Origin of the sequence: Mesorhizobium sp. M7D.F.Ca.US.005.01.1.1 (assembly GCF_003952545.1) — a bacterium.
Lineage (GTDB): Bacteria > Pseudomonadota > Alphaproteobacteria > Rhizobiales > Rhizobiaceae > Mesorhizobium > Mesorhizobium loti.
Genome location: NZ_CP034453.1, coordinates 810,443 through 833,726, shown reverse-complemented (window position 1 = coordinate 833,726; position 23,284 = coordinate 810,443). Strand labels below are relative to the sequence as shown.

The 23,284-nt window shown below is 63.1% G+C and carries 13 protein-coding genes; 8 read left to right on the top strand and 5 right to left on the bottom strand.

The annotated features are described in order from the left end of the window. The first annotated feature begins 62 nt into the window (after window positions 1-62). Both EJ076_RS03925 and EJ076_RS03920 read left to right on the top strand, forming a co-directional pair. Window positions 63-1,154 (top strand): Gfo/Idh/MocA family oxidoreductase, encoded by a 1,092-nt coding sequence (locus tag EJ076_RS03925; RefSeq protein WP_126066971.1) that lies wholly within the window; start codon window positions 63-65, stop codon window positions 1,152-1,154. Window positions 1,155-1,381: 227 nt separating this feature from the next. Then, window positions 1,382-2,818 carry an amidase gene (locus EJ076_RS03920; RefSeq protein ID WP_126066970.1) on the top strand — a complete coding sequence of 479 codons (1,437 nt, stop codon included), beginning with the start codon at window positions 1,382-1,384 and terminating at the stop codon, window positions 2,816-2,818. 5 nt (window positions 2,819-2,823) lie between these two features. Here the strand turns inward: EJ076_RS03920 and EJ076_RS03915 are convergent, their stop codons facing one another. Both EJ076_RS03915 and EJ076_RS03910 read right to left on the bottom strand, forming a co-directional pair. Next, a complete protein-coding gene (locus EJ076_RS03915) occupies window positions 2,824-4,068 on the bottom strand; it encodes a Xaa-Pro peptidase family protein (protein ID WP_126066969.1) in 1,245 nt (414 codons plus the stop codon). Between the two features lie 145 nt (window positions 4,069-4,213). After that, window positions 4,214-4,912, bottom strand: coding sequence for an invasion associated locus B family protein (locus tag EJ076_RS03910; protein WP_245463067.1), 699 nt, complete (start codon window positions 4,910-4,912; stop codon window positions 4,214-4,216). A gap of 178 nt (window positions 4,913-5,090) precedes the next feature. On the opposite strand from EJ076_RS03910, the gene EJ076_RS03905 reads away from it, so the two are divergent. The 5 genes from EJ076_RS03905 to EJ076_RS03885 all read left to right on the top strand — a co-directional run bounded on the left by EJ076_RS03905 (window position 5,091) and on the right by EJ076_RS03885 (window position 19,324). Continuing rightward, window positions 5,091-17,003 (top strand): inverse autotransporter beta domain-containing protein, encoded by an 11,913-nt coding sequence (locus EJ076_RS03905; RefSeq protein ID WP_126066968.1) that lies wholly within the window; start codon window positions 5,091-5,093, stop codon window positions 17,001-17,003. Window positions 17,004-17,252: 249 nt separating this feature from the next. Further along, window positions 17,253-17,750, top strand: coding sequence for a tail fiber protein (locus EJ076_RS03900; protein WP_126066967.1), 498 nt, complete (start codon window positions 17,253-17,255; stop codon window positions 17,748-17,750). 12 nt (window positions 17,751-17,762) lie between these two features. Further along, window positions 17,763-18,266 carry a tail fiber protein gene (locus tag EJ076_RS03895; RefSeq protein WP_126066966.1) on the top strand — a complete coding sequence of 168 codons (504 nt, stop codon included), beginning with the start codon at window positions 17,763-17,765 and terminating at the stop codon, window positions 18,264-18,266. Between the two features lie 10 nt (window positions 18,267-18,276). Then, a complete protein-coding gene (locus EJ076_RS03890) occupies window positions 18,277-18,798 on the top strand; it encodes a tail fiber protein (RefSeq protein ID WP_126066965.1) in 522 nt (173 codons plus the stop codon). Window positions 18,799-18,802: 4 nt separating this feature from the next. Beyond that, window positions 18,803-19,324, top strand: a complete 522-nt coding sequence (locus tag EJ076_RS03885; protein ID WP_281037497.1) for a GNAT family N-acetyltransferase — start codon at window positions 18,803-18,805, stop codon at window positions 19,322-19,324. Window positions 19,325-19,327: 3 nt separating this feature from the next. Here EJ076_RS03885 and EJ076_RS03880 read toward each other — a convergent pair whose 3' ends face one another. Next, window positions 19,328-19,906 (bottom strand): 2OG-Fe(II) oxygenase, encoded by a 579-nt coding sequence (locus tag EJ076_RS03880; RefSeq protein ID WP_126066963.1) that lies wholly within the window; start codon window positions 19,904-19,906, stop codon window positions 19,328-19,330. A 70-nt stretch (window positions 19,907-19,976) separates the two neighbouring features. Then, the gene (locus EJ076_RS03875) at window positions 19,977-20,252 is read right to left on the bottom strand and encodes a hypothetical protein (protein WP_126066962.1); all 276 of its coding nucleotides are present in this window, start codon (window positions 20,250-20,252) and stop codon (window positions 19,977-19,979) included. Window positions 20,253-20,531: 279 nt separating this feature from the next. On the opposite strand from EJ076_RS03875, the gene EJ076_RS03870 reads away from it, so the two are divergent. Beyond that, window positions 20,532-21,320, top strand: a complete 789-nt coding sequence (locus tag EJ076_RS03870) for a SapC family protein (protein ID WP_126066961.1) — start codon at window positions 20,532-20,534, stop codon at window positions 21,318-21,320. 141 nt (window positions 21,321-21,461) lie between these two features. Here the strand turns inward: EJ076_RS03870 and EJ076_RS03865 are convergent, their stop codons facing one another. Then, window positions 21,462-23,114 carry an amidohydrolase family protein gene (locus EJ076_RS03865; protein ID WP_126066960.1) on the bottom strand — a complete coding sequence of 551 codons (1,653 nt, stop codon included), beginning with the start codon at window positions 23,112-23,114 and terminating at the stop codon, window positions 21,462-21,464. Window positions 23,115-23,284 lie beyond the last annotated feature (170 nt).

Sequence of the window (23,284 nt, the reverse complement as noted above, 5' to 3'; positions counted from 1 at the left end):
GATCGGGCGGCGACACGATTGCCGCCCGCAATCCATTTCAATGAAAAGCGTGGGAGGTAGCGGTGTCCGACAGAGTGAAAGTGCTGGTGGTTGGTCTCGGCAATATGGGTGCGTCGCATGCCAGCGCGTATCACCGCTCTGACGGCTTCGAGATCGTCGGCATCATGAGCCGCTCGATCAAGAGCAACGCGAAGATCCCGGCCGAACTGGCGGGTTATCCGCTCTACGAGGATTTCGACCAGGCGCTGAAGGAGACCAAGCCGGATGCCGTGTCGATCAACAGCTGGCCGAACACCCACGCCGAATACGCGCTGAAGGCAATCGCCGCCAACTGCCATGTGTTCATGGAAAAGCCGCTCGCCACCAACAATGAGGATGCCGAAAAGGTTGTCGCGGCGGCGCGGGCCAAGAACCGCAAGCTCGTGCTCGGCTATATCCTGCGCGTCCATCCCTCCTGGATCAAGTTCATCGAGGTCGGCAAGACGCTCGGCAAGCCGCTGGTGATGCGGCTCAACCTCAACCAGCAGAGCAGCGGCAGCGCCTGGCACTGGCACAAGAACCTGATCGATTCGCTGATCCCGATCGTCGACTGCGGAGTGCACTATGTCGACGTCATGTGCCAGCTGACCGGCGCCAAGCCGGTGCGCGTGCACGGCATCGGCGCCAAATTGTGGGCGGAAGCCGACAAGCAGAATTACGGCCATCTGCACGTCACCTTCGATGACGGCTCGGTCGGCTGGTACGAGGCCGGATGGGGCCCGATGATGAGCGAGACGGCCTATTTCGTGAAGGACGTGGTCGGCCCCAAGGGCGCGGTGTCGATCGTCGCGGGCCAACAGGCGAGCAGCGCTGCCGACACCGCTGAAGTCTCGAACTCCGCCGACATCGACCGCCACACCAAAACCGATGCGCTGAAGATCCATTACGCGCAGGTCGACGGCGACAAGAATTTCTCGAAGCCCGACGAGATCGTCAGCATGGAGGACGAGCCCGGCCATCAGGAACTCTGCGACCGCGAGCAGGCCTTCTTCCTGCGCGCCATCCGCGAGGATCTTGACCTCACAGAGCAGATGGATGCGGCGGTCAACAGCCTGCGCATCGTGCTCGCCGCCGAGCAGAGCATCGCGCTGGGGCGGACCGTCGACCTGGCCTGAAGTCGCGCCAGCCCCCTCATCCGGCCGCTTCGCGGCCACCTTCTCCCCGCTGGGGAGAAGAGGGGGGCGCCAGCGCGCGACAGTCTCCTCTCCCCCCGGGGAGAGGTCAGCCGAGCGAAGCGGAGGCTGGGTGAGGGGGCCGCTGCCCGAACGCGGTTATCTGTGGGGCATCAACATGGTTATCTGCGGGGCATCAACATAAAGCCCATTGGTTGAGGGAGAGAGACATGGTCACCGGCAGTCTGCTGAAAACCTATGCCGAGTCCGATGCACTCGACCTGGCCGGGCTGGTGCGCAGCGGCCAGGTTTCGCCGGCGGAACTGGTGGAGGTAGCGATCACGCTGGTCGAGCGGCTCAACCCGGCGCTCAACGCGGTCATTCACCGCCTCTACGACATGGCGCGCACCCAGGCCGAGACGGTCGACAAATCAGCACCCTTCGCCGGCGTGCCGTTCCTGCTCAAGGAGCTGGCTTCGTCCTGGACAGGCGCGCCAAACACCAATTCGTGCTTCTACCTGAAAGACGTCGTCGCCGACTTCGACACCGAAGTGGTTCGCCGCATGAAGGCGGCCGGGCTGGTGCTGGTCGGCAAATCGAACGCGCCGGAAAACGGCTGGTCGATCACCACGGAACCAAAACTCTACGGTGTGACCAAGAACCCGTGGAAGGACGGCATCACGCCGGGCGGCTCAAGCGGCGGTGCTGCCGCGGCCATCGCTTCGCGCATGGTGCCGATCGCCGAGGCCAGCGATGGCGCCGGCTCGATCCGCATCCCGGCCTCCTGCTGCGGCATTGTCGGCCTGAAACCGTCGCGCGGCCGTGTCAGCCTCGCGCCTTTCGGCGACTACTGGTATGGCGGCGCCTATTTCCTGTGCTGCTCGCGCACCGTGCGCGACACCGCGGCCTATCTCGATGCGGTCGCCGGCGCGCTGCCGGGCGACCCCTATACGCCGCCGGTGCCGGACGGTTCGTGGCTCAGCCTGTCGACGCGGGCACCGAAGAAGCTGCGCATCGGCTTTTCCGTCACGCCGCCCAACGGCACCGCGATCGACGCGGAAGTAAAGGCGGCGGTGCTGGCAACCGTGGCGGCGCTCGAGCGTCTCGGCCACCATGTCGAGGAGCATGACATGGCGCTAGACGCTACCACGGTGTGGAAGACCTACACCAACATGACCTGCGTGCAGACGGCGGCGACCTTCGACTACCTTGAAACGGTCATCGGCCGGCCGGTGACGCCAGGCGACGTGGAGGCGGTGACCTGGGCGATCATCGAGCGCGGCCGCTCGACCAGCGGCACCAGGCACATCTCCGATGTCGAGCAACTCAGGCAGATCGGCCGCGACATCGTCGGCGACCTCGGCGCCTACGATCTCTTCTTAACCCCGACGCTGACACAGCTGCCGCGCCCGTTCGGCTATTACGACATGTCGGAGACGGATATCGACCGCTACAACGCCAAATGGGCGGACTCGGTGTTTGCCTTCCCCTTCAACATTTCCGGTCAGCCGGCGATATCGCTGCCGCTCGGCTGGTCGAAAGGCGGCGTGCCGATCGGCGTGCAACTGGTCGGCCGCTATGGCGACGAGGCGACGGTGCTGGCCGCATCGGCGCTGCTCGAACAGGAGATGCCGTGGAAGGAGAGACGGCCGCCGGTGAGTGCATAAGCCGGCTAACCGATTGTCTCCAAGCGCCTCGGCAAGCGGTTCATGGCAACAGGTCCGTCCGGCGTGATCAGGAACTGGTCCTCGAGATTGAAGCTGGCGAGGCTGTCGATGTAGAGCGGGATCTCGAAGGCCAGCACCATGCCGGCTTCGATCACGACATCGCTGTCGGCCGCAATGAACGGCCATTGTTCTGAGAAGACCGACTGGCCGACACCATGGCCGAAATGACCGCGGCGGTAGGAGCGCAGCCCTTGCCGCGCCAGGCTGTCGGTGGCGACGCGATGTACGTGGGTGAGCGCGGTTCCCGGAACAAGGGATGCCAGCCCGTCGTCAAAGGCCCGCTCGGCGATGGCATGCAGTTCGGCCTGCTCGGCGGATGGCGGCCCGAAGGTGAAGTTGCGCGACATGTCGGAGGCATAGCCGCCGACCGTGCAGACCATGTCGCACTTCAGCGGATCGCCGGGCATGGCTTTCGCATCGGTGCTTTTGGCACGGGCGCCGAGCGTGACATATTCGGCTGTGGCGACCGGATGGGCCAGTCCGGCCGCGGCCGTGGTGACACCTTGGCGATAGAGGGCAATGAGATCGGCCTGACGCATGCCGGCCATGGCATCGACCTGCAGCCGCTCCAGCCCGGCTTCGGACAGGATGATGCCTTGCTGCAGCAGGTCGATCTCGCGCGGCGACTTGATGGCCCGCAACCTGTCGAGCACGGCCGAGCCGTCGACCATCGTGCAGCCCGGCAGCAGCGCCTGCATGGCAGAGAAATCAGCGGCTGGAACAAAATCGAGATCGACGCCGATCCTTGCGCGCTCGAGCCCAAACCCGGTCAGGATCTGCTTCAGCTCATGGACGGAATTGGCCAGCTCGAATGTCGCGGGCCGGGTAATGGCAGGCGTCCAGCCGGACGAGCCAAAGCCGGCCACGATGCGCCGCGCCAGCCCTTGCGCTGGCCTCGAGGCGTCGAACGTGGCGGTTTCGATCCAGATCGGGTGGCTGCGGATGACGACGTCGGACAGAGCCCGTTGCAGCTGTCCCGCATTGAAATCCGCCACCACCACGCCGATCGGCAGGTCTCGGCCAGCCGGGATGACGACGAAGCCGGCGCCGGCGCGCCGGAACAGTCCCGCCGGGCCTATCGAGGCGCCGGTCGCATAGTGGAAGGCCTCGGGCGCGCACAGCACCAGCGCCTTGATGCCGGCGCGTTCCATCAGTTGAGCCGCGCGCTCGCGGTCGACAAAGCCTGTCATGGGTTTCTCCGAATGTCTGAAGCGGCAACGGAGCATTCCGGGCATCGACGTTCAAGGGGCAAATACCGGGTAATCGCTGGATACAGAGTTAGCGGCCGCAGCTGTCAGCCGCATCGCAATCGGCCGGCTGGTCAAGCCATGTCAGCTATTTGATGGCTTCCAGCTTGTCGATCGCGGCGGTGAAGCCGGCCAGCGAGACCGGAATGGTCACCGGCTTTCGCGTCACGGATTCCATGCCGATGTTGAGGTTGGTTCCCGCTTTCATGGCGGCGATGAGTTCCGGCGACAGCGGTGCGGCGGCGTAGGCGCCGTTCTGGTCGCTGGTCTGGATGGCGACGGTCGTCTTCTGGCCCTGGTCGATCTGGTAGGAGGCGCCGGACGGCAGGAACAGGCCGTGCGGCAAAGCGAGCAACATGGCCAGGCTGCCATTGCCCTTGTCGCGGCGCACGGTCACCGTCAGCACACGCTGACCGGTCTTGGCTTCGGTCAGGTTTTGCGACACCTGACACTGAAGCTCGGCCGTCGATGAACCGCTGGAGCAATTGATCGCCCATGGATTGGCGTCGGCCGGCTTTGCTTCCTTTGCTTCGGCCTGCTTGGCATCTTCGGCAACTGCTGGCCCGGCGGCGGCCAGGATCAGCCACAGGGCGCCGAATCCTGCAACCACGCCAAGTAAATTAGCTATCGCTAAAATAAATGCCATGTTCTTTTGTCGGATGCCTTGCATGTTTCCTCGCCCCGCCAGGTATTCTCCCAAGTGGGGCTTGATACAACACTCGGGACTGTTCTGGAAGTCGGGCCGGATCCAAGAAAGCCGGCAAAAGTACTGTGACCTTTCGGACACACCGAGCAATTTTACAGGAAGCCCCTAGAAATCGAAGGAGTCGAGACTCGCTATACAATAGAATTCGAGTAAGAACTCTTTTGGGGACCTGTAGTCCCGGAAGGACTCGCCGGGGATGGGAACTACCGAGAATTCTCGGCAAGTTGGTGAGACGGCAGCGCGTGGGCAAGATTTCCGCGTGCGCGCCGGCTATCGCCGTTCGCGAATTGCCAGGCATCTGTGGAAGACGACGGCGCTGACGACGCTGGCGCTCGGCCTTTCCGGCCTGGCCGCCCATGGCGATCCAAACGGCTTGTGGCAGCCGCAGATACGCGCCATCATCGGCGCCGACAACAATGGCGGCAACGCCGCGCTCGAAGGCTTCATACCGCTCAAGCAGACGGCCGAATCAGTGCTGTTCCTGGATGTCCGGGCCAAGCATGATTTCAAGGACAGTTTCGGCCAGGATGTCGGCCTCGGCATTCGCCGCATCGTCAACCCGGACCTGATGATCGGCGGCTACGCCTATCTCAATGTCGAGAACTACAACAGCAACCAGTTCACATCAGCCACGCTGGGCGCCGAGGCGATCACCTCGCATTTCGACGCGCATGTGAATGTCTATCTGCCGATCAAGGGCGATTCGACCGATCACTCGACCAGTTCGACCCTGTCGATGGTCAGCAACCAGCTGATGGAGCAGATCTCGGTCCTTGATCACCGCGACTACGCGGCATGGGGCATTGAAGGCGAGATCGGCGCGCAGGTGCCGGTCAACCTGCCCGACAAGCATTCGCTGCGGCTGGACATCGGCGGCTACCATTTCGAGGACCCGCACGGCGACGATGGCAGCGTCACCGGCGCCAAGGCCGGCTTCGAATACACGATCGGCGATGTCTTCGGCAGTGGTACTGAACTGGTCTTTGCCGGCGAGGTCCGCAACGACAATCGCGACGACACCCAGTTCGCTGGCAGCGTGCGGCTGAACATCCCGTTCAACCCCGGCCATGGCTCGGACACGACCGGGGCCATCGGCGGGGCGGACCCGGTCTATCCGGTCAGCGAAGGCCTGGGCAAGCGCGTCAACGAACGTGTGCGCGGCGATATCGGCGTCCGGATCCAGTCGCAGACGCTGAGCGGCGGCTCGACGACACGCGTCGCCATCAACGCCGCCACCAACGCCGCCTTCGGCAAATTCTACTTTGCGGACGGCGGCCTGGCCGGTGCGGGTACGCAGGCGGACCCGACGACGCTGGACGACGCCGTCACCAAGGCCGGCAGCGGCGGCTTTGTGGTGGCGCTTGGCGGCAACGGCAATCTGACGACTGGCGGCGTGACGCTCGCTAATGGCCAGACCGTCATTGGCGGTGGCGAAAGCGTTACCGCCAAGCTTTTCGGTGGCGGCACCGGCACCTTCAACCTGGGCGGCAGCGACGGCACGATCCAGGGCACCAATGTCGCCAACCCCGTCATTGCGCTGGGCAACGGCAACACGCTGAACGGCATCACCATCACCGGCGGCAACGACGGCATCTTCGGCAACAACATCACGGGCGCCACGCTGACCAATGTCACCGTGACGGGCGCAGGCGGCAACGGCGCCGACTTCAAGGGCACCTCGACCGGCATCACCGGCTCCAATTTCACCGCCACCGGCAACGGCCTGGACGGCCTGCACATCGAAGGCGACGGCACCTACAATTTCACCGGCACGACGCTCCTGCAGGACAATCTCGACGACGGCCTCGATATCACGGGCAAGGGCACCTACACCTTCGCCATCGTCAATGCGAAGGACAATACCGACCGCGGCATAACCGTGCAGGGCACGTCGACCGGCGGCACGTTCACCACCACCGGCGGTGCCATCTCGGGCAATGGCGGGATCGGCGTCTTCATAGACCCGATCACAGCGCATGTGGTGCTGGATTCGATCAGTCAGACCGGCGGCCCGGCCGGCGTCCTGCTCGATCACGTCTCGGGCGATTTCACCGTCAATGGCACCACCACGATCTCGAACACGACGGGACCGGCGATCCAGATCACGGATTCGCCGGCGGCGATCCGCTTCGGCGGCGACGTGACGATCCAGGCGCCGACCTCCGGCGGCATCGATGTCTCGGGCATCAATGGCAAGATCGGCTTCGGCAACGTCTACATATCCGGGCTTACCAGCGGCAATACCGGGCTTGACCTGTCGGGCAGCACATCGATCTTCACCGCCACGCTGCTCAACATCGCCGGCGCCGGCACGTCGACCGGCATCGACCTTTCCGGCGCCAACGGCGGTTCGGTGGCCATCGGCAGTGGCACCATCTCCGTCGGCACCGGCGTGCAGTTGGGCACCAATGGCGCATCGGGAACCAGTGCCAACACGGCCTTTTCGTTCGGCGGCGGCGCCATCACCGGCACGGTCGCTTCGCTCGACGCGCGCGGCCTCAACCAGACGCTCGGCACTTATGCTTTCGGGACAACCGACCTTGTCGGTCCGCAACTGTTCGACCCGCAAAATGTCATCTTCATCGGCTCGTCGGCGACAGGCAGCGGCGACGGCTCCTCGCTGGCAAACCTGGCGGCGGTCAGCACCGCCGATGGCATCACCGACAGCGACGCCATCTTCGTGCTCGTCAACGACGGCACGGCAATCGATGCCACGGGCGGTTTCTCGCTGAGTGCCGGCCAGACGCTGGCCTCGTTCGGCAATGGGCGCACCTTCTCGCTCGGCGGTATTCCGGTCAATGTCACCGGCGACAATGTCGTGCATGACGCGGCGATCTCGGATTCCGGCGGCGCGGCGACGCTGACCGATACCGGCAGTGGCAACACTGTCACGCTGGCCAACAACAGCTCGCTGCTCGATTTCACCGTGTCGAACACCGGCGGCGGCATCGGTGTTCACGGCAACAACGTCACCGGCGTCACGCTGACCGGCCTGACAGTCGATGGCGCCGATCTGAACGGCCTGCTGTTCGAAGGCACCAATGCTGTCACCGCCACCGACCTGACGTCCACCCACAATGGCGGTACCGGCCTGTCTATCCAAGGCGATGGGATTTATACGTTCAACGGCACGACCGAACTTGCAAACAATGCCACAGGCCTGTCGATCAACGGCGATGGCACATACGCCTTCCAGACACTCAATGCGACCGGCAATGGCTTGTACGGTATCAGTGCCATTTCGACCGGCAGCGGCACGCTTTCAACGACCGGCGGCATGGTTTCAGGCAGCGGCGTGGGCTCCTTCTCCGCAACGAATATCGGGCTCGACGTCACGCTGACCAGCGTTGCCCAGGCTGCAGGCGATACGGGCATCAGCCTTTCCGGCGTTGACGGCAACTTCACCGTTTCCGGTGCGACAACGATCTCGAACACTTTCTTCGATGGGATCCTGATCGCCAACAGTTCGGCCGATGTTCATTTCGGCGGTGCCGTTTCCATCACGCATCCTGGTGGCAACGGCATCGCTCTGAACGGCAATTCCGGCGCGGTCACGTTTGGCGACGTAGCCATCGACCAGCCAACCCAGAACGGCATCGACGTCTCGGGCACCAACGGCACGATCGGCTTCGGCAACATCGACATCACGGGCCTGCACACCGGTAAGACCGGGCTCGACCTGTCGGGCAGCCAGTCGACCTTCACCGCCACCTCGCTCGACATCACCGGCGCCGGCAGCTCGACCGGCATCGATCTTTCCGGTACCACCGGCGGCTCGGTCACCATAGGCACCGGCGTCATTTCGGCCGACACCGGCGTGCAGATGGGCACGCATGGCGCGGCCGGCACCACCGCCAACACGGCCTTCTCGTTCGGCGCGGCCGGCGGTGCGTCGATCACCGGTACGACTGCGTCGCTCGATATGCGCGGCCTGTCGCCGGGCAGCGGCACCTATGCCTTCAACACCACGGTGCTCAACGGTCCGCAGCTGTTCGACGTTGCCAACGTCATCTACGTCGGTGCCACCAGCACCAACGCCGGTGACGGCTCGACCGTCAACGACCTGATCAATGCCACCGCGGCCGATGCGCTGGCGGCCCCTGCCAACACGATCTTCGTGCTGGTCAACACCGGGGCCGGAAGCATCGATACCGATGCCGACGGCTTTACGCTTGCAGACGGCCAGTCGATAGTCTCCTTCGCCAATGGCGCTTCCGTGGACCTGGGTTCGCCGCCCGCCAATGTCACCGGCTTGAATGTCATCAGCGGCACGCAGGTGCAGGACGACCCCTTCGGCAATGGCGGCGCGACGCTCAACAATGCGGCCGGCAACACCATCGACCTAGCCGATGGCAACGTCATCGAGAACCTTGCCGTCAGCAGCTCCGGATTTGCCATCGACGGATCGGGCAGCGCTGGGGCAACGATCAACGGGGTGACGATCAGCGCCGCCACGATAGGCCTTTGGCTTGACGGCACGACGGGTACGGTCACGGCCAACAATCTGACCATCCAGAGCGCAAGCCAAACCGGCATCGCACTTGTCAATTCGAGCGCGACCCTCAATTTCACCGGCAACACCAAGATCTCCGGCGCCACCAGTGTCGGGCTGTTCGCCAACGATCTCGACGGCACCGCCAGCTTCGACGATCTCGACATCACCGGCGGCGGCTATGGCATCTCCATCCGCAATAGTTCGACTGGAACGCTGACCTTCGGCGCCGGCAGTTCCATTACCAACACCGGCAACGCCGCGTTCGATGTCGTCAACAGTTCGTCCAACGTCACCTACAGCGGCACCATCAACCAGGCCACTGCTGCAAGCGCGGTGAAGATCTCCGGCATGACCGGCGGCACCGCCGCTTTCGCCGGCAAGATCACCGCCAACACCGGCGCCGCCGCCGCGATCGACCTGAGCGGCAATACAGGCGCCACGATCAATTTCACCGGTGGCCTCGACCTCACTACCGACGGCGGCTTCGGCTTCAGCGCCATCAATGGCGGCACGCTGACGGTGACCGGCTCCGGCAATACGGTGACGACCGGTCTCGGGCCGGACGAGAAGGGCATCCAGATCGGCGGCACCGGCATGACGATCGGCGCGGCGGGCCTGAACTTCTCCAGCGTCACCGTGGACGGTTCGGGCGGCGGTGTTTCGACCGGCATCGTCATCCAGAATACCAGCGGCGGCGATGTCACCTTCGGCGGCGTCGACCTGTCGCGCATCAGCGGTGTAGCCATCCGCCTTAACAATATCGCCAGCGGCACCTATAGCTTCAACGGCACGACTACCATCGCAACGGTCGGCGGCCCTGGCCCCGGCTTCGTGGTGCAAAACAGCGCCGCGACGATCAACGTCAACAACCTCGTCACGACAAGCGTCTCGGGCGCCGATGTCAGCCTGACCAACAACACCGGCACGATCGCCATCGGCGGCACCATCACCAATTCCGGCACGGGCGACGGCGTCGTCGTCTCCGGTGGCAGCGCGGCGATCACCGTCTCGGCCGCCATCTCCAGCTCGGCCACCGCGCCGGGCACGGCGGTGAAGGTCGATGGCCTCACCGGCGGTTCAGTGACCTTCAGCGGCGACGTGACCTCCACTTCGGACGGCAATCTGTTCGACATAGGATCTACAACCGCGCCTAGCGGTGGCACGATCACCTTCTCGGGAGACCTGACAGCGACCGGCGGCGGCGCCGCAATCGTCAACGGAATGGGCGCGGCTGCAACCCTCAACGTCAACGGCCCGCTTTCCGTAACAAACGGGCTGAACGGCGGCCTGCTGCTGTCCAACATTGCCGGTCATGCCACCTTCGACGGCAACGTGACCGTCACCGGCAACAACCCGGCAATCGTGGAGCTGAAGAACACCTCCGGTACGATTGCTTTAAACGGCTCGACTTTGGTCAACGCGAGCGGTGGTTCTTCAGCGGTCTCTTTCTCGGGCACCACGTCCGGCACGATCAGTTTTACCGATCTCGACATTGCGCTTTCGAGCGCTGGGGATACCGGCTTGTTTTTCGTCAACTCGATCGTCAACGGCACCATCACCGCGACCGATTTCGACCTGACCAGCGTCAGCTCGACCGGCACCACGGCGGTCAACCTGTCCAACACCACCGGCACCGGCACCATCCAGCTCGGCGATCCCGGCGCGCCGGGCAACACAACCGGTTCCACCATCGGCGGCATCGGCGCTGGCCCGGGCATCGGCTTCCAGTTCTCGAGCACCACCGCCGTCAACTTCATCTACGGCGACGGCGAAGGCTCGGTCGACAAATTGTCGACGGTCAAGGCCGTTGACGTCCTCAATTCCACCGGCGCCTTCCCCGTCGGCGGCACTTACAATTTCAGCGATGTCGACGGCGCCGGCGGCGGCTTCGACGGCGACCTTTCCGAGGCGCAGGGCCCGACCACCTACTATGTCGACCAGGACGGCGACGGCGACGGCACCGCCGCCAACCCGGGCTCGATAGAAGACGCCGAGGCCTCCGGCGCCGATGTCATCATCCTTGTCGACACCTCGCAGAACGGCACCAGCAACCTCATCGACATGATGCAGGCGCAGCAGGTCGGCGGCGGCAACAACACGCTCAACCTCGCCGACGGCCAGATCCTGATCGGTCTCAAGGCCGGCGATTCCATCGATACCGCGCCGCTCGGCGCCCTCGGCGGCGGGCTTGGCGGCAATTTCAGCTTCAGCGGCATCAATGCCACGACCGTCATCACTGCGTCGTCCAATGTCGACACCGTGCTGGCGACGCTGACGACCGCTAGCGGCAACACTGTCGACTTCTCCGGCAAGACCAGCATCGACAATGTCATTCTGCAGAACACCGGCTCGGGCCTCGGCCTCTCCGGCACCAACATCACCGATCTCATCCTCAGCCGCGCCACGATCAGGGGTGGTGCCGGCGGTGCTCTGTCGCTGACGGACGGCGCAGCCAACAGTAAGATCGCGCTGTCGAACCTGATCCTGTCGGCGACCGGCGGCGACATCGCTTCTGTCGACGGCTCAGTCGGTGCCGGGCTGATGAAGGTCAGCGCCTTCTCCGACATCACGCTCTTGGGCAACAACGGCGAAGTTGGCGGCTTCGCGGTGAAGGACGTTACCTTCGACGCCAATGCGGCCACTGTCGGCATCGACCAGGTAGACGGCGGCGCCTTCGTCGCTGGTACCACGACGAACCGTGTCGGCGGCTACGGCCTGTTCCTGGGCTCTGTTGCCGGCGATCTCAATTTCGACACAACCAATGTTGCGGTCAAGGCTGCAGCAAGCGGGGCTTTTGCCCTCCCGAGCGCCATCGGCATCTATGCGAGCGGCGCGGGTGGTGGCACCAGCATCGATTTTGGCACGGCCAGTCTCGACGTCGACGGCAACGGCGCCACCGTTGGCTACAACGATGCCCTGTTCGCGCAGATCGGCGCGGGCAATCGCGTCGGTTTCTCTGGCGCGGTCACCGTCAACACCGTCAAGGCCGCCGGTCTGTTGTCCGACACTGGCGGCACGCTGTTCTTCGGCGCGGCTGGGAATACGATCACGACCACCGGCCAGCCGGCAATTTCCTTCGCCGGCGGCACCCGTATCGAGAACGGTTCCGGCGGCTCGGCGCAGTTCGGCGCCATCAGCGCCATAGGCGGCGGCCAGAACGGCATCTATATCTCCAACATCGCCGCTTCGCCGGCACTGCTGTTCAACGGTCCGGTGACGATCGAAGGCACGACGCTCAACGCTATCCAGATCGAGCAGTCCGCGCTCACCAATGCGGCCTCGGTCACCTTCGGCGGTGCGGTCACGATCACCAACGCCAGCCAGGGCGGCGTCAAGTGGCAGCGCCTGGCGGGTAGCACCGATACGCTCACCTTCTCGGGCGGGCTCTCGATCCAGAACAGCAACGGCGCCGGCTTCTTCGCCGATGGCGGTGCGGTGGCCCTATCGGGGACGAACACTGTTTCCACCACCAACGGCACCGGCGTCAGCATCAGCAATGCCCAGGTCAGCGGCGGCTTCAGCTCGGTCAGCGCCATTGTCTCCGGCGCCGCTAACGGCATCAACCTGCAGAACCTGACCGGCACGCTGGCTCTCGGAACCGGCACACTGATCAACGCCGGCTCGGGCGCGGCCTTCAATGTCGGCTCGGGCACCGATCTCAGCGGCGGCAACGCCACGATCTCCTATGCCGGCGCCATCGTCAGCAACGGCAGCGGCGCCGCCGTCTCGATCCAGGAACTGACCGGCGGCTCGGTGACGCTCTCGGGCAATTTGACCGATCCGAACGCTGCCGGCGGCGGCCAGATCGTCGTGGCCAACATCAACAACGGCACCGCGGCCACCGTCACCTTCTCCGGCACCACCAAGCAGATCCAGTCGGGTGCGACCGACGGCGTCAACCTGGTCGGCAACATCAATGGCACCATCGGTTTCAGCAATGGCGGCCTGGCCATCAGCACGACCAGCGGCATCGGCTTCCACGCCCAGGGCGGCGGCACGATCGGCGTCGCCGGCACCACCAACACGATCACGTCGACCGGGAGCGCGCTCAGCCTTGACGCGGTGACCGTCGGCAGCGGCATCAACTTCAACTCGGTTTCGACCAGCGGCGCGGTCACCGGTATCGGGCTCACCAACGTCGCTTCGGCCGGCGGCGCCATCAATCTCGGTACGGTCAACCTGCAAGGCGTCAACTCGCGCGGTGTGGACGTCACCGGCACACTCGGCGCGAGGCTCAATTTCAACACGCTGAGCATCGGCCTGACCAGCACCACGGCCGTGGCCTTCGACCTCAACGGCGCCATCATCAACGCGCCGATCACGGCCAACGATTTCGACGTCACCAATTCCGCCGGCGCCGGCACCTCGATCGGCGTCGACCTGCGCGGCGCCACCGGCGGCCAGATCGTGCGCCTCGGCGACGCGGTTGTCGGCGGCGCCAGCTCGAGCATCTCGGGGGTCAACACCGGCGTGTTCCTCGACAGCGCCACCAACCTCGCCTTCACCTATGGCGACGGCGAAACGGCGACGGACCAGAATTCGACCATCGGCGCCACTGTCGGCATCGATGCCAGCAGCGCGCCGGGTGCCGGCACCTACAATTTTCAGGATGTGAATTTCACGACCAACCCGGGCAACGGCTTCGGCCTCGGCAAGATCTACTTTGTCGACAGCGACGGCGCGACTGGCGGCGGTGACGGATCGGGCAAGGATAGCGGCAATCCGATGACGCTTGCGGCGGCCGAAGCGGCAGCCGGCGTCAACGACATCATCGTGCTGATCAACAATGGCAATGCCATCACCGCCTTCAGCACCAATGCCGACAACACGCTCAACCTGCAGACGGGCGAGCAGGTGCGCGGCTTCGGCAATGGTGACATTAATCTTGCACTGACGGTGCCATTGCCCATCCAGCTCGCCAGCAACTCGATTGCCATCGCGCAGGTGGGCGCCGGCGCCGCGACACTGACGACCACCGACGGCAACAACGTCATCGCGACCAGCGCCAGCGGCAACATCATCGACGGCTTCATTCTCGACGGCGATGACGGCGCCGGTGTCAACGCCGCACGCGGCATAGCCGGCTCGGGCGGGTCCAACACCACCGTCAGCCATATGACGATCCGCAACTTCAGCCTCTACGGCGCGGATCTTGGCGCGGGAGCCGTCGTCGACGCGGTCACTTTCAACGGCAACGGGTTCGACCTCCTGGCTGGCGACGGCACCTTCAGCAACATCACCGCCTCGGGCGCGGCGAACACGTCCATCCAGCTCAACGGCACCGGCGTGAAGACATTGAGCAACATTTCGATCGGCAATGCCGGCACCGGCCTGTTCCTGGCCCAGGGCGGCACAGTCAACGCCACCAATGTCGATATCAGCAACACCACCTCCGGCGGCCTCGTCCTCCAGAGCAATGTTTCCGCCACGTTCGACGTGACCAGCTCCATCAGCGGCATCACGACCGGCACGGCTGTCAGCATCACCGGCCGTACCGGCGGCAGCCTGACCTATGGCGGCATGGTCGCGGCGAACGGTGCGGCGAGCGGCATCGTCATCGCCCCCCCGACGGGGACGAGCAATGTGAGCTTCACTGGTACTGTCGATCTCGGCACCACGACGACGATGACCGGCACCGCCGTGTCGATCAACAACGGCGGCTTCTTCGCCTCGACCGTCAGCTTCGCCAACATCGACATTGTGACCAGCAACACGATGGGCTTCAGCGTCGGCAATGGCGGCACGGTCACTGTGACGACCGGCACGATCAGCTCCGCCACGGCGCAGGCGATCAACCTCAACGGCATCGCCGCCAACGTCAACTTTACCTCGACGACGTCGACCGGCGGCGTCAACAATGTGGCCCTGACCAATGTCACCGGCACGGTCAATCTCGGCACGGGCTCGCTGACCGGTGCCTCGGGCACGGCGTTCCTGGTTTCGGGCGGCTCGGCCAATATCGACTACAACGGCTCCATCACGCACACCGGCAATGCCATCGCGGTCAACGTCCTGAACCACACGGGCACCGCCGGCGGCGCCAGCACGATCTCGTTCGACGGAACCGTATCGTCGACCGGCTCGAGCGACGGCATCAGCCTGACGAGCAATGGCGGCACCAACGGCACCAATATCAATTTCACCAACACCCTGACGATCAACACCAGCACCGACGATACGACTGGCTTCAACGCCACCGGTGGCGGCACTGTCAGCGTCACCGGCTCGGGCAGCACGATAGACTCGGGCCAGGGCACCGCACTCAACGTCGTCAGCACGACGATCGGCGCCTCGGGCCTGAAATTCCAGAAGATCTCGTCGAGCGGCGGCACCGCCGCTGGCATCGTTCTCGACACCACTGGCGCCCTTGGCGGACTGACGGTCACCGGTGTAAGCACGACGGCAACCTCGGGTGGCACGATTTCCGGCAAGGCCGGTGGGGATATCCTCAATGGCAGCACGCCCGGCGGAAACACCACGTCCGGCACCGGCGGCACCGGCATCTTCCTGCGCAACACGCAGAACGTGTCGCTGGCCAACATGCAGCTCAACGACTTCTCTAACTTCGCCGTCTATGGAAAGAGCGTCACCGGCTTCACGATGACCGGCACGACCATCAGCGGCGTAAACGGTGACAGCAATACAGGCAATATTGAAGAGAGCGCCATCCGCTTCGACAATCTGCTCGGCAGCGCCTCGATCACCGGATCCAACATCAGTGGCGGCGCGTTCGGCAACCTCGCCGTCTGGAACACCAGCGGCACGCTGAACCGGCTGACCATGAGCGGCAACACGTTCGGCCTGATCAGTTCGACCCTCGGCAACGACAATGTCGACTTCACCGTCTACAACAGCGCGACGGCCAACGTGACGCTCGACAACAACACGTTCTCTGGCACGCGCTCCGACTTCTTCGAGGCGATCGCCAACAGCAATGCGACGATGGATGTGGTCGCCACCAACAATACGTTCCACAACGGCCAGGCGATCATACCAGGTGGCGGAACGATCGTTTCCGTACGAGGGGACTCAATTGGCACGGCTGCCACGGTCACCTTCAACATCGCCAACAACATTGAGAGCGATGGCGGCGGCAATGCTTTCGATACAGTCGGTATCTTTGTTGCCAAGGGCAACGGCGGCGGCACGTTCACAGGCAAGATCACCGGCAATACGCTGGTCGGCCAGACCGGGGAAAGTCCGGATGGCATCTTCGTCCGCTCGGCAGGTTCAGGTTCGTTGACCACGCTGATTCAGAACAACACCATCACCGGTTGGGGCAATGTCGGCATCCATCTGCAGAACAACGACGGCAGCGCGACGATGAATGCCTCCGTGTTCGGCAACAGCGTCACTGCGCCAGGTACCGCATTCCCGTTCGCCGCATTCTTTGCCGATAATGGCGCCACGGGCACGGATACAAGCACGATGAACCTCGTGCTCGGCGGTGCGGGTGTGCAGCAAAACACCTTCGCCGGCGGGCCAAATGCAATTGTGGACGTCAGCTTAAGCAACCTCAACGCCAGCACCCATTTCAATCTGTCTCGCAACGGCTCGGTTGCGGGTACCGCCGCAGGCGTCGTACAGGACGACAATGTCGGTACACCCACCTATGATGACACGGGTGGAGGGGGCACAATCGTGCTGGTGAACACACTGCCGGTAACGCCGCCCTGATCAACGGGGTCAGTTCGTTGACCAGTGCTACCGCGGTTCCCAACTCGCTGTGATCAGGCTCGATGTGACGCTTCATCCAGATTAGACAGCTAGGCGTTCGGCGATCGGTGCCCTTCTGGGCAAGCCCTTAGCTTTGCCGACGAATTTTAATAAAAGCCAAGTCAAAAATATTTCTCTATTTGCGGTCAGCCTGACGTTGCGTAAATTTACAGTTGTGGGCTAGTATGTATCAACAACGAGGGGGCGGTGATGGCGGAACCATTTCTTTCCGAAATCAGGATGATGTCGTTCGTCTTTCCCCCCAAGGGATGGGCGCTGTGCGATGGGCAACTGCTGCCGATCAATCAGAACCAGGCGCTGTTCTCGCTGCTCGGAACAACCTTCGGTGGCGATGGGCAGGTGAATTTCGCGTTGCCTGACTATCGCGGGCGCGTGCCGATCCACGTCGGCGGCAGCCATGCGCTTGGCGAGCGCGGGGGCGAACAGGCGCACACGCTTTCAGTTGCGGAGTTGCCCACCCACCTGCACGTCGCGCGCGGAACGACAGCCAATGCCGATTCACCCGTAGCTACCAATAATCTTCTGGCAACGGTCAGCAACGTCTACACGCCGGTTGCGAATCCAACATCACTGATCACCGGCACGCTTGCCTATGTCGGCGGCAGCCAGGCGCATATAAACATGCAGCCATTTTTGACGATAAGCTTTTGCATCGCCCTGCAGGGCATTTTTCCGTCGCCGAATTAAGGGAGCGCGATCATGGCACAGCCCTATGTTGGCGAAATTCGTATATTTGCCGGCAATTTCGCACCGGCCGGCTGGATGTTCTGTGAAGGACAATTGCTGCCGATCTCCGAGAACGAGACGCTTTTCCAACTGATCGGCACGACCTATGGCGGCGATGGCGAGAGCACGTTCGCGCTGCCCGATATGCGCGGCAGGCTTCCAATGCATCAGGGCAACAGCTTCGTCCTCGCCGAGACCGGTGGCGTGGAAGAGGTCACGCTTACAGTCCAGCAGATGGCTGCGCACACGCATCCTTTCCTGGCCTCGCAGAACACTGCCGGGGGCAGCAGCCCCACCGGCAATACGGTCGGGCAGGTCGGTGCGACGCAGATTTATCGAGAGGCGGCTGCGGCATCCCCGATGTCCTCACTGTCTGGCTCGTTGACGGGCGGCAACCAGCCGCACACCAACTTCCAGCCCTATCTCTGCGTCAATTTCATCATCTCGCTGTTCGGAATTTTCCCGTCGCCGACTTAAGAGGACCGCCATGGCCGACCCGTTCGTCGCCGAAATCCGTATCTTCCCGTTCAATTTCGCACCCAAGGGTTGGGCATGGTGTGATGGACAGTTGCTGCCTATTTCGCAGAACACAGCGCTGTTCTCGCTGCTCGGCACCACCTATGGCGGCAACGGCAAGTCCAATTTCGCGCTGCCGGACCTGCAAGGCCGAGCCCCGATGCATCCAGGCCAGGGGACTGGCCTTTCGCTGCATGACCTTGGAGAGCCGGGCGGGGTCGAGACCGTGACACTGCTTGAGTCCGAAATTCCATCGCACTCGCATACGATGACGGCGAACATCAATCCTGCCAACCTGGCGGCTCCATCGACCGTGCGTGCGTTGGCCCGTGCAGCCCCTGGGCAGGCCTATTCGGCGACGGTCAATATAACGAACCTCGGAGATATGGCGGTTGCGCCTGCCGGCGGCGACCAGCCGCACAACAATCTGCAGCCCTATCTCACCTGCTATTTCTGCATCGCGCTGCAAGGCGTCTTCCCACCACGTCCCTGATTTTATGAGGGACGAGTTTTGTGAAGCGGTTTCGGCCGGCTGGGTGCGAGCGGCTGGCGCTGGGCTGACATTTCGGCCAATGACGGATGCCGATCTGCCGTTCCTGTCACAGGTCTATGCCTCGACCCGCGCGGAAGAACTGGCCTTAACGTCTTGGACAGAGGCGCAGAAAACCGCGTTTCTCGACATGCAGTTTCAGGCGCAGCATGCGCACTACCAGCAGCATTATCCGCAAGCCGACTGGGTGGTGGTGATGTCTGGCGCCGACGACATCGGTCGCCTCTATATCGAGCGCTGGCAGAGCCAGCATCGCATCATCGACATCGCCTTCCTGCCTGCGCATTGCGGCAAGGGGTTTGGCGCGGCACTGCTCAGCGACCTCATCGACGAGGCAAGTGCCGTCGGCAAGTCGGTCTCGATCCATGTCGAGAAGAACAACCCTGCACGACGGCTCTACCAGCGCCTCGGCTTCACTGTCACCGAGGATAAGGGCGTCTACGACCTGATGATCCGTTCGCCGCGCTGATCGTCAGGCGCCGCGATACCACGACACGATGGTGAAGCGTTCGTTGCGGGTGACCGGAGTGACTTCGTGCGTCGTCTCGGAGCGGAATGCGACGAGCGAGCCTGGCAATGCCGGCATGGCGACGCGCAGGTCCGGGCCGCCGTATGGCCCATGCAATACTAGGGACCCGCCGGTATAGTTTGCCGGCGAAGGATCATTCGATTGACCGTTGAGAAAGATCACCGCCGAGACCTTTCTGAACCGTGAGTCATCGTGAATGAGCGGTGTGTTGCCGTCCTGGTGCGGCACGAAGAAATCGCCTTCCCGATAGTGAAGAAACTGGGGCTTTTCGCAGGCTCCAAGCGCAAAGTCGAAATGCCGTTCCAAAGCTACCTTCTGCCCAGCCAACAGGGTAGCCACCAACCCTTCGGTAGCTTCCGAGGCCTCGGCGCGCCTGGTCCGGCGGACTTCGGGCCATGCCGGCTTCTGGTCGGCACGGCCCAACAGGCCGGCCGGCCCGCCGCTGGCGGCGCGGATTTCCGCGCACAGCGCGCTGCACGCTGCTTCATCAAGCACATCAGCGATCTCGATGTAGTCGATCATATGTCGAGCCGCCCCTTCGAACTGCCCTGTGGTCTGGTCGCCGCCCTGCCCCGGCCTGACCGTCGAAAAATCAGTTGAAAACAGCCTCGTAGAGATAGCCTGTCGCATCGACTGAAACCGGCACGATGAAGATGTCGTCGGCGATGGCATCGCCGTCGAGGCGGTAGATCGCCTGCGGCAGAGCTATGTCGCGCGGTCCCTTGAACAAAAGCGTGAAACCGCCACCGGGGCGCGGGCTGGCGGCGATTTGATGAACCGCGGTCAATTCGAGGGAGAGCGCCCTGCCGTCGATCGCAACATTGAAAACCGACCCGACCGCCTGTTCGAAATCCGATGCCACAGCCATGCTATCAGCCCCACTTCGCTTGTTGCCGGCGGTACTGTCGCCGCTTCGCGGCAAGCTGTCCAGAGGTCCGGCTGGCTGTCGGCGTGGTGCCAAGACAGTTCATCGATGCCAACCCCAAAATACAGCACCGCCTGTCCTTTTATGCGCACAAGAGACACTGTAGTACTTTGATCCTGCGCCGGATTGTTTCCAGACCAAGATCAGCGCAACAAGACCGGATCCCGGATTTCAGGGTCTGATGGTGGCGGCCTGGGCGGCTTGCGGGAAAAGGGACGGACGATGGCGGATGCAAAGACGGACGGGGCGAGCGATGCGATGCCGCTGTTCTATTCCAGGCCAGAGGCGCTCAACCCGGCGCGGCACAGCTCGCTTGGCCTGACCGCGCGCAGCGACTTTGGCTTCGCCCGCTCGGCGCACGCCATTCCGGTGGTCGCCTCGGAAATGCCGGCGGCGATGCGCTCCTACCCGATCGTCTTCATTGGTGCCGCCAAGGCGCCGGTGATCATCACCGGCGTGCGCCAGGACGAGAACCTGTTCGTCGACGCCGACGGTAAATGGACCGGGCCGCATTACATCCCCGCCTATGTACGCCGCTACCCCTTCATCATGGCCGAAGACCCGAAGGCACCCGGCCGGCTGACGCTGTGCGTCGACCGCGCCAGCGACCGCGTCGTCGACCAGTTGCTGGCGCCGTTCCGCGACGAAAAGATCCTGCCCTTCTTCACCGGCAACGAGCCGACAGAAGCAACGAAACAGGCACTCGCCTTCTGCAACCAGTTCCAGATCGATTTCAACGCCACCCGCGCGATGATCGAAAGGGTCGACGCGCACGGCCTGTTTTCGCCGCGCCAGAGCAAGGTGACGCTGGAAGGCGGCGAAGTGCTCAACCTCACCGATTTCCAGGTGATCGACGAGCCGGCCTTCAACGGACTGAGCGACGAGGCGTTTCTCGACCTGCGCAAATCCGGCGCGCTCGGCATGCTCTACTGCCACCTCGCCTCGACCAACAGCTGGGCCTCGCTGGTGCATCAGGCATCATTGCGGAAGGCGGAGCGGCCAGCTGCGTGACGTCCCACCGATGCTGACCGGCCACCCCTATTGAAAGCCGCGGTGGACCGCGGCTTTTCGATGCCTGGCCCCCTCTGGAGCAATTCCATGAGCCATTGAGTTCTCAGCATGCCGCGCGCAGCGTGCGCACAGCATTTCACATCAAGAGACAGGCAGTCTGGCGGGGTCGAGGCCATGCAACCTGTAAAATCTCAGGAGACGTCGACGTGCAGGTTCGCCCGCGCCCAACCCCATGAAGCGTACGGCGTTGCCGCGAAAGATCCGGCCGCGCTCTTCCTCATTCAGTCCGCAATCATCCCTGAGGAAGCCATCCACGCTTTGGGCGTAATGAGGATAGCCACCCTCGAGACCGATCATGATCCAGTCCGTGCCGTACACCAGATGCTCGATCCCGGGATCGAACTCATCGATGAACCGACGGAAATCGGTAGCCAGTCTTTTTCGTTCGGTGGCGCCAGCGTTCAGAACTTCGGAGAAATAGCTGAGATCGGCAACCACGTTCGCATGCGGATTGGCCTTCAAGTGCCTGCCGAGTGTCCACTCCCAACTCCTTTCCGGAAAACTCTGGCCGGGAGAGCCGCTGGACGGCAAATCAAAGCGACCGAAATGCGCCAGGCAAACACGCAATTTCGGGTGGGCCCGGAAAACCGGCACCCAATATGCCGGATCTGCTCTCTCGGCGAATTCTTTGCCAGCGCCATTTGAACCATAGGCATGTGCCAGGATGGGCGCATCGAGGTCCACGCAAAGCTGGTAGAGTTCATCCAGCACCTGATCCAAGCGCTTGCTCGGATTTCCAACCTTCCTGGTTACGAACTTTGGGTAGGGGCCGGCGTTGCCCGAGGCGCTGAAGCCCATCGGCGGGTACAGTTTTATTCCCAGAAATCCGTGGTCCACGAGTGCCTTTCTGGCCAGAGCGATCGGGCTCTGTCGTTCGCGGTCAATGTGCTCCCTGTAGTAAATCTCCCTGAGCGGATCGAAGCCGAAATAGCCATGGACCGCGGGGCCGTCCCTGCGCGCTATCCTGTCCATGACCTCGACCTGCGCGGCAAGCGGCGAGCCGTCGACGTCTTGGTTCAGCCATTTGTCGAAATCGACGGTTGCCGGTGCAAGCATGACCGGTTTCAGCCCTTGCGCTTGCGTATCGGAGATCAGCAAGTCGACCAGTTTGTGCCGATAGAGCGTGAAAAGCCTGAACCATCGGAAATAGACGCCTAGCTGGTTGGGTGAGACAAAAGTCGCTGCCGCTGCTTGGCGCGCTTCGACATGCGTCAGGGGGCCAAGCCTCCTGGCTTTCGCGCCACCCGAAGACTGTAGCACAACATCGAGGACCTTTTGATCCGCACTGGCCCGGCCGGCGGTCAGGGTGGAAAGATGACTGCTCTGCTGGATCTTCTGGATATGCTTGCCGATGGCATCGATAGCAATCGCGGAGGCAGTTGCGAGATCGCCATTCTCCGGTTTCGATCTGGCTGTTCGGGAAAGAACCGCCACTTCCTGGGCGGCGGACGGAGCGCTGTTGGCTCCGAGTATCGCTTCGAAAAATGCAATCAGGCTATCGACGATATCCGGATCGTGGACATCGAGCAGATGAACGGCTTGAGTTTCAGGGTAAAGGTCCAGGAATGTGTATCGAATGAACCGCGTTGCAGGCAAATCCGACGCGTTAAACACGTGGCAGTGGGCATCGATCGAGGTGCCGAAAGGCGCAACGGGAGGCACAGTAGTCTTGCAGCCGACAATTGGGGCAAGCGCGTAAAGCCCAATAGCTTTCAGAAAGGTCCGTCGCAGCATGTCGATGCCCCCCCGGGCGCTGAGCTGCAGCGATCGAGTTCACCCAGCCCGAGCCTTGTACCGGTGCCTTCTTCCGATCAAAAACCCACTCGGCTTTCGTTGCAATCGCCGCAATCGTCGCGTCACGCTATTTTGGTCTGCATGGAGTAAATACATCCATATTTACGGTA

Coding starts and splice junctions, on each gene's coding strand:
- EJ076_RS03920 (WP_126066970.1), top strand. CDS start 1,382: ATGGTCACCGGCAGTCTGCTGAAAACCTATGCCGAGTCCGATGCACTC.
- EJ076_RS03915 (WP_126066969.1), bottom strand. CDS start 4,068: ATGACAGGCTTTGTCGACCGCGAGCGCGCGGCTCAACTGATGGAACGC.
- EJ076_RS03900 (WP_126066967.1), top strand. CDS start 17,253: ATGGCGGAACCATTTCTTTCCGAAATCAGGATGATGTCGTTCGTCTTT.
- EJ076_RS03895 (WP_126066966.1), top strand. CDS start 17,763: ATGGCACAGCCCTATGTTGGCGAAATTCGTATATTTGCCGGCAATTTC.
- EJ076_RS03890 (WP_126066965.1), top strand. CDS start 18,277: ATGGCCGACCCGTTCGTCGCCGAAATCCGTATCTTCCCGTTCAATTTC.
- EJ076_RS03885 (WP_281037497.1), top strand. CDS start 18,803: ATGAGGGACGAGTTTTGTGAAGCGGTTTCGGCCGGCTGGGTGCGAGCG.
- EJ076_RS03880 (WP_126066963.1), bottom strand. CDS start 19,906: ATGATCGACTACATCGAGATCGCTGATGTGCTTGATGAAGCAGCGTGC.
- EJ076_RS03875 (WP_126066962.1), bottom strand. CDS start 20,252: ATGGCTGTGGCATCGGATTTCGAACAGGCGGTCGGGTCGGTTTTCAAT.
- EJ076_RS03870 (WP_126066961.1), top strand. CDS start 20,532: ATGGCGGATGCAAAGACGGACGGGGCGAGCGATGCGATGCCGCTGTTC.
- EJ076_RS03865 (WP_126066960.1), bottom strand. CDS start 23,114: ATGCTGCGACGGACCTTTCTGAAAGCTATTGGGCTTTACGCGCTTGCC.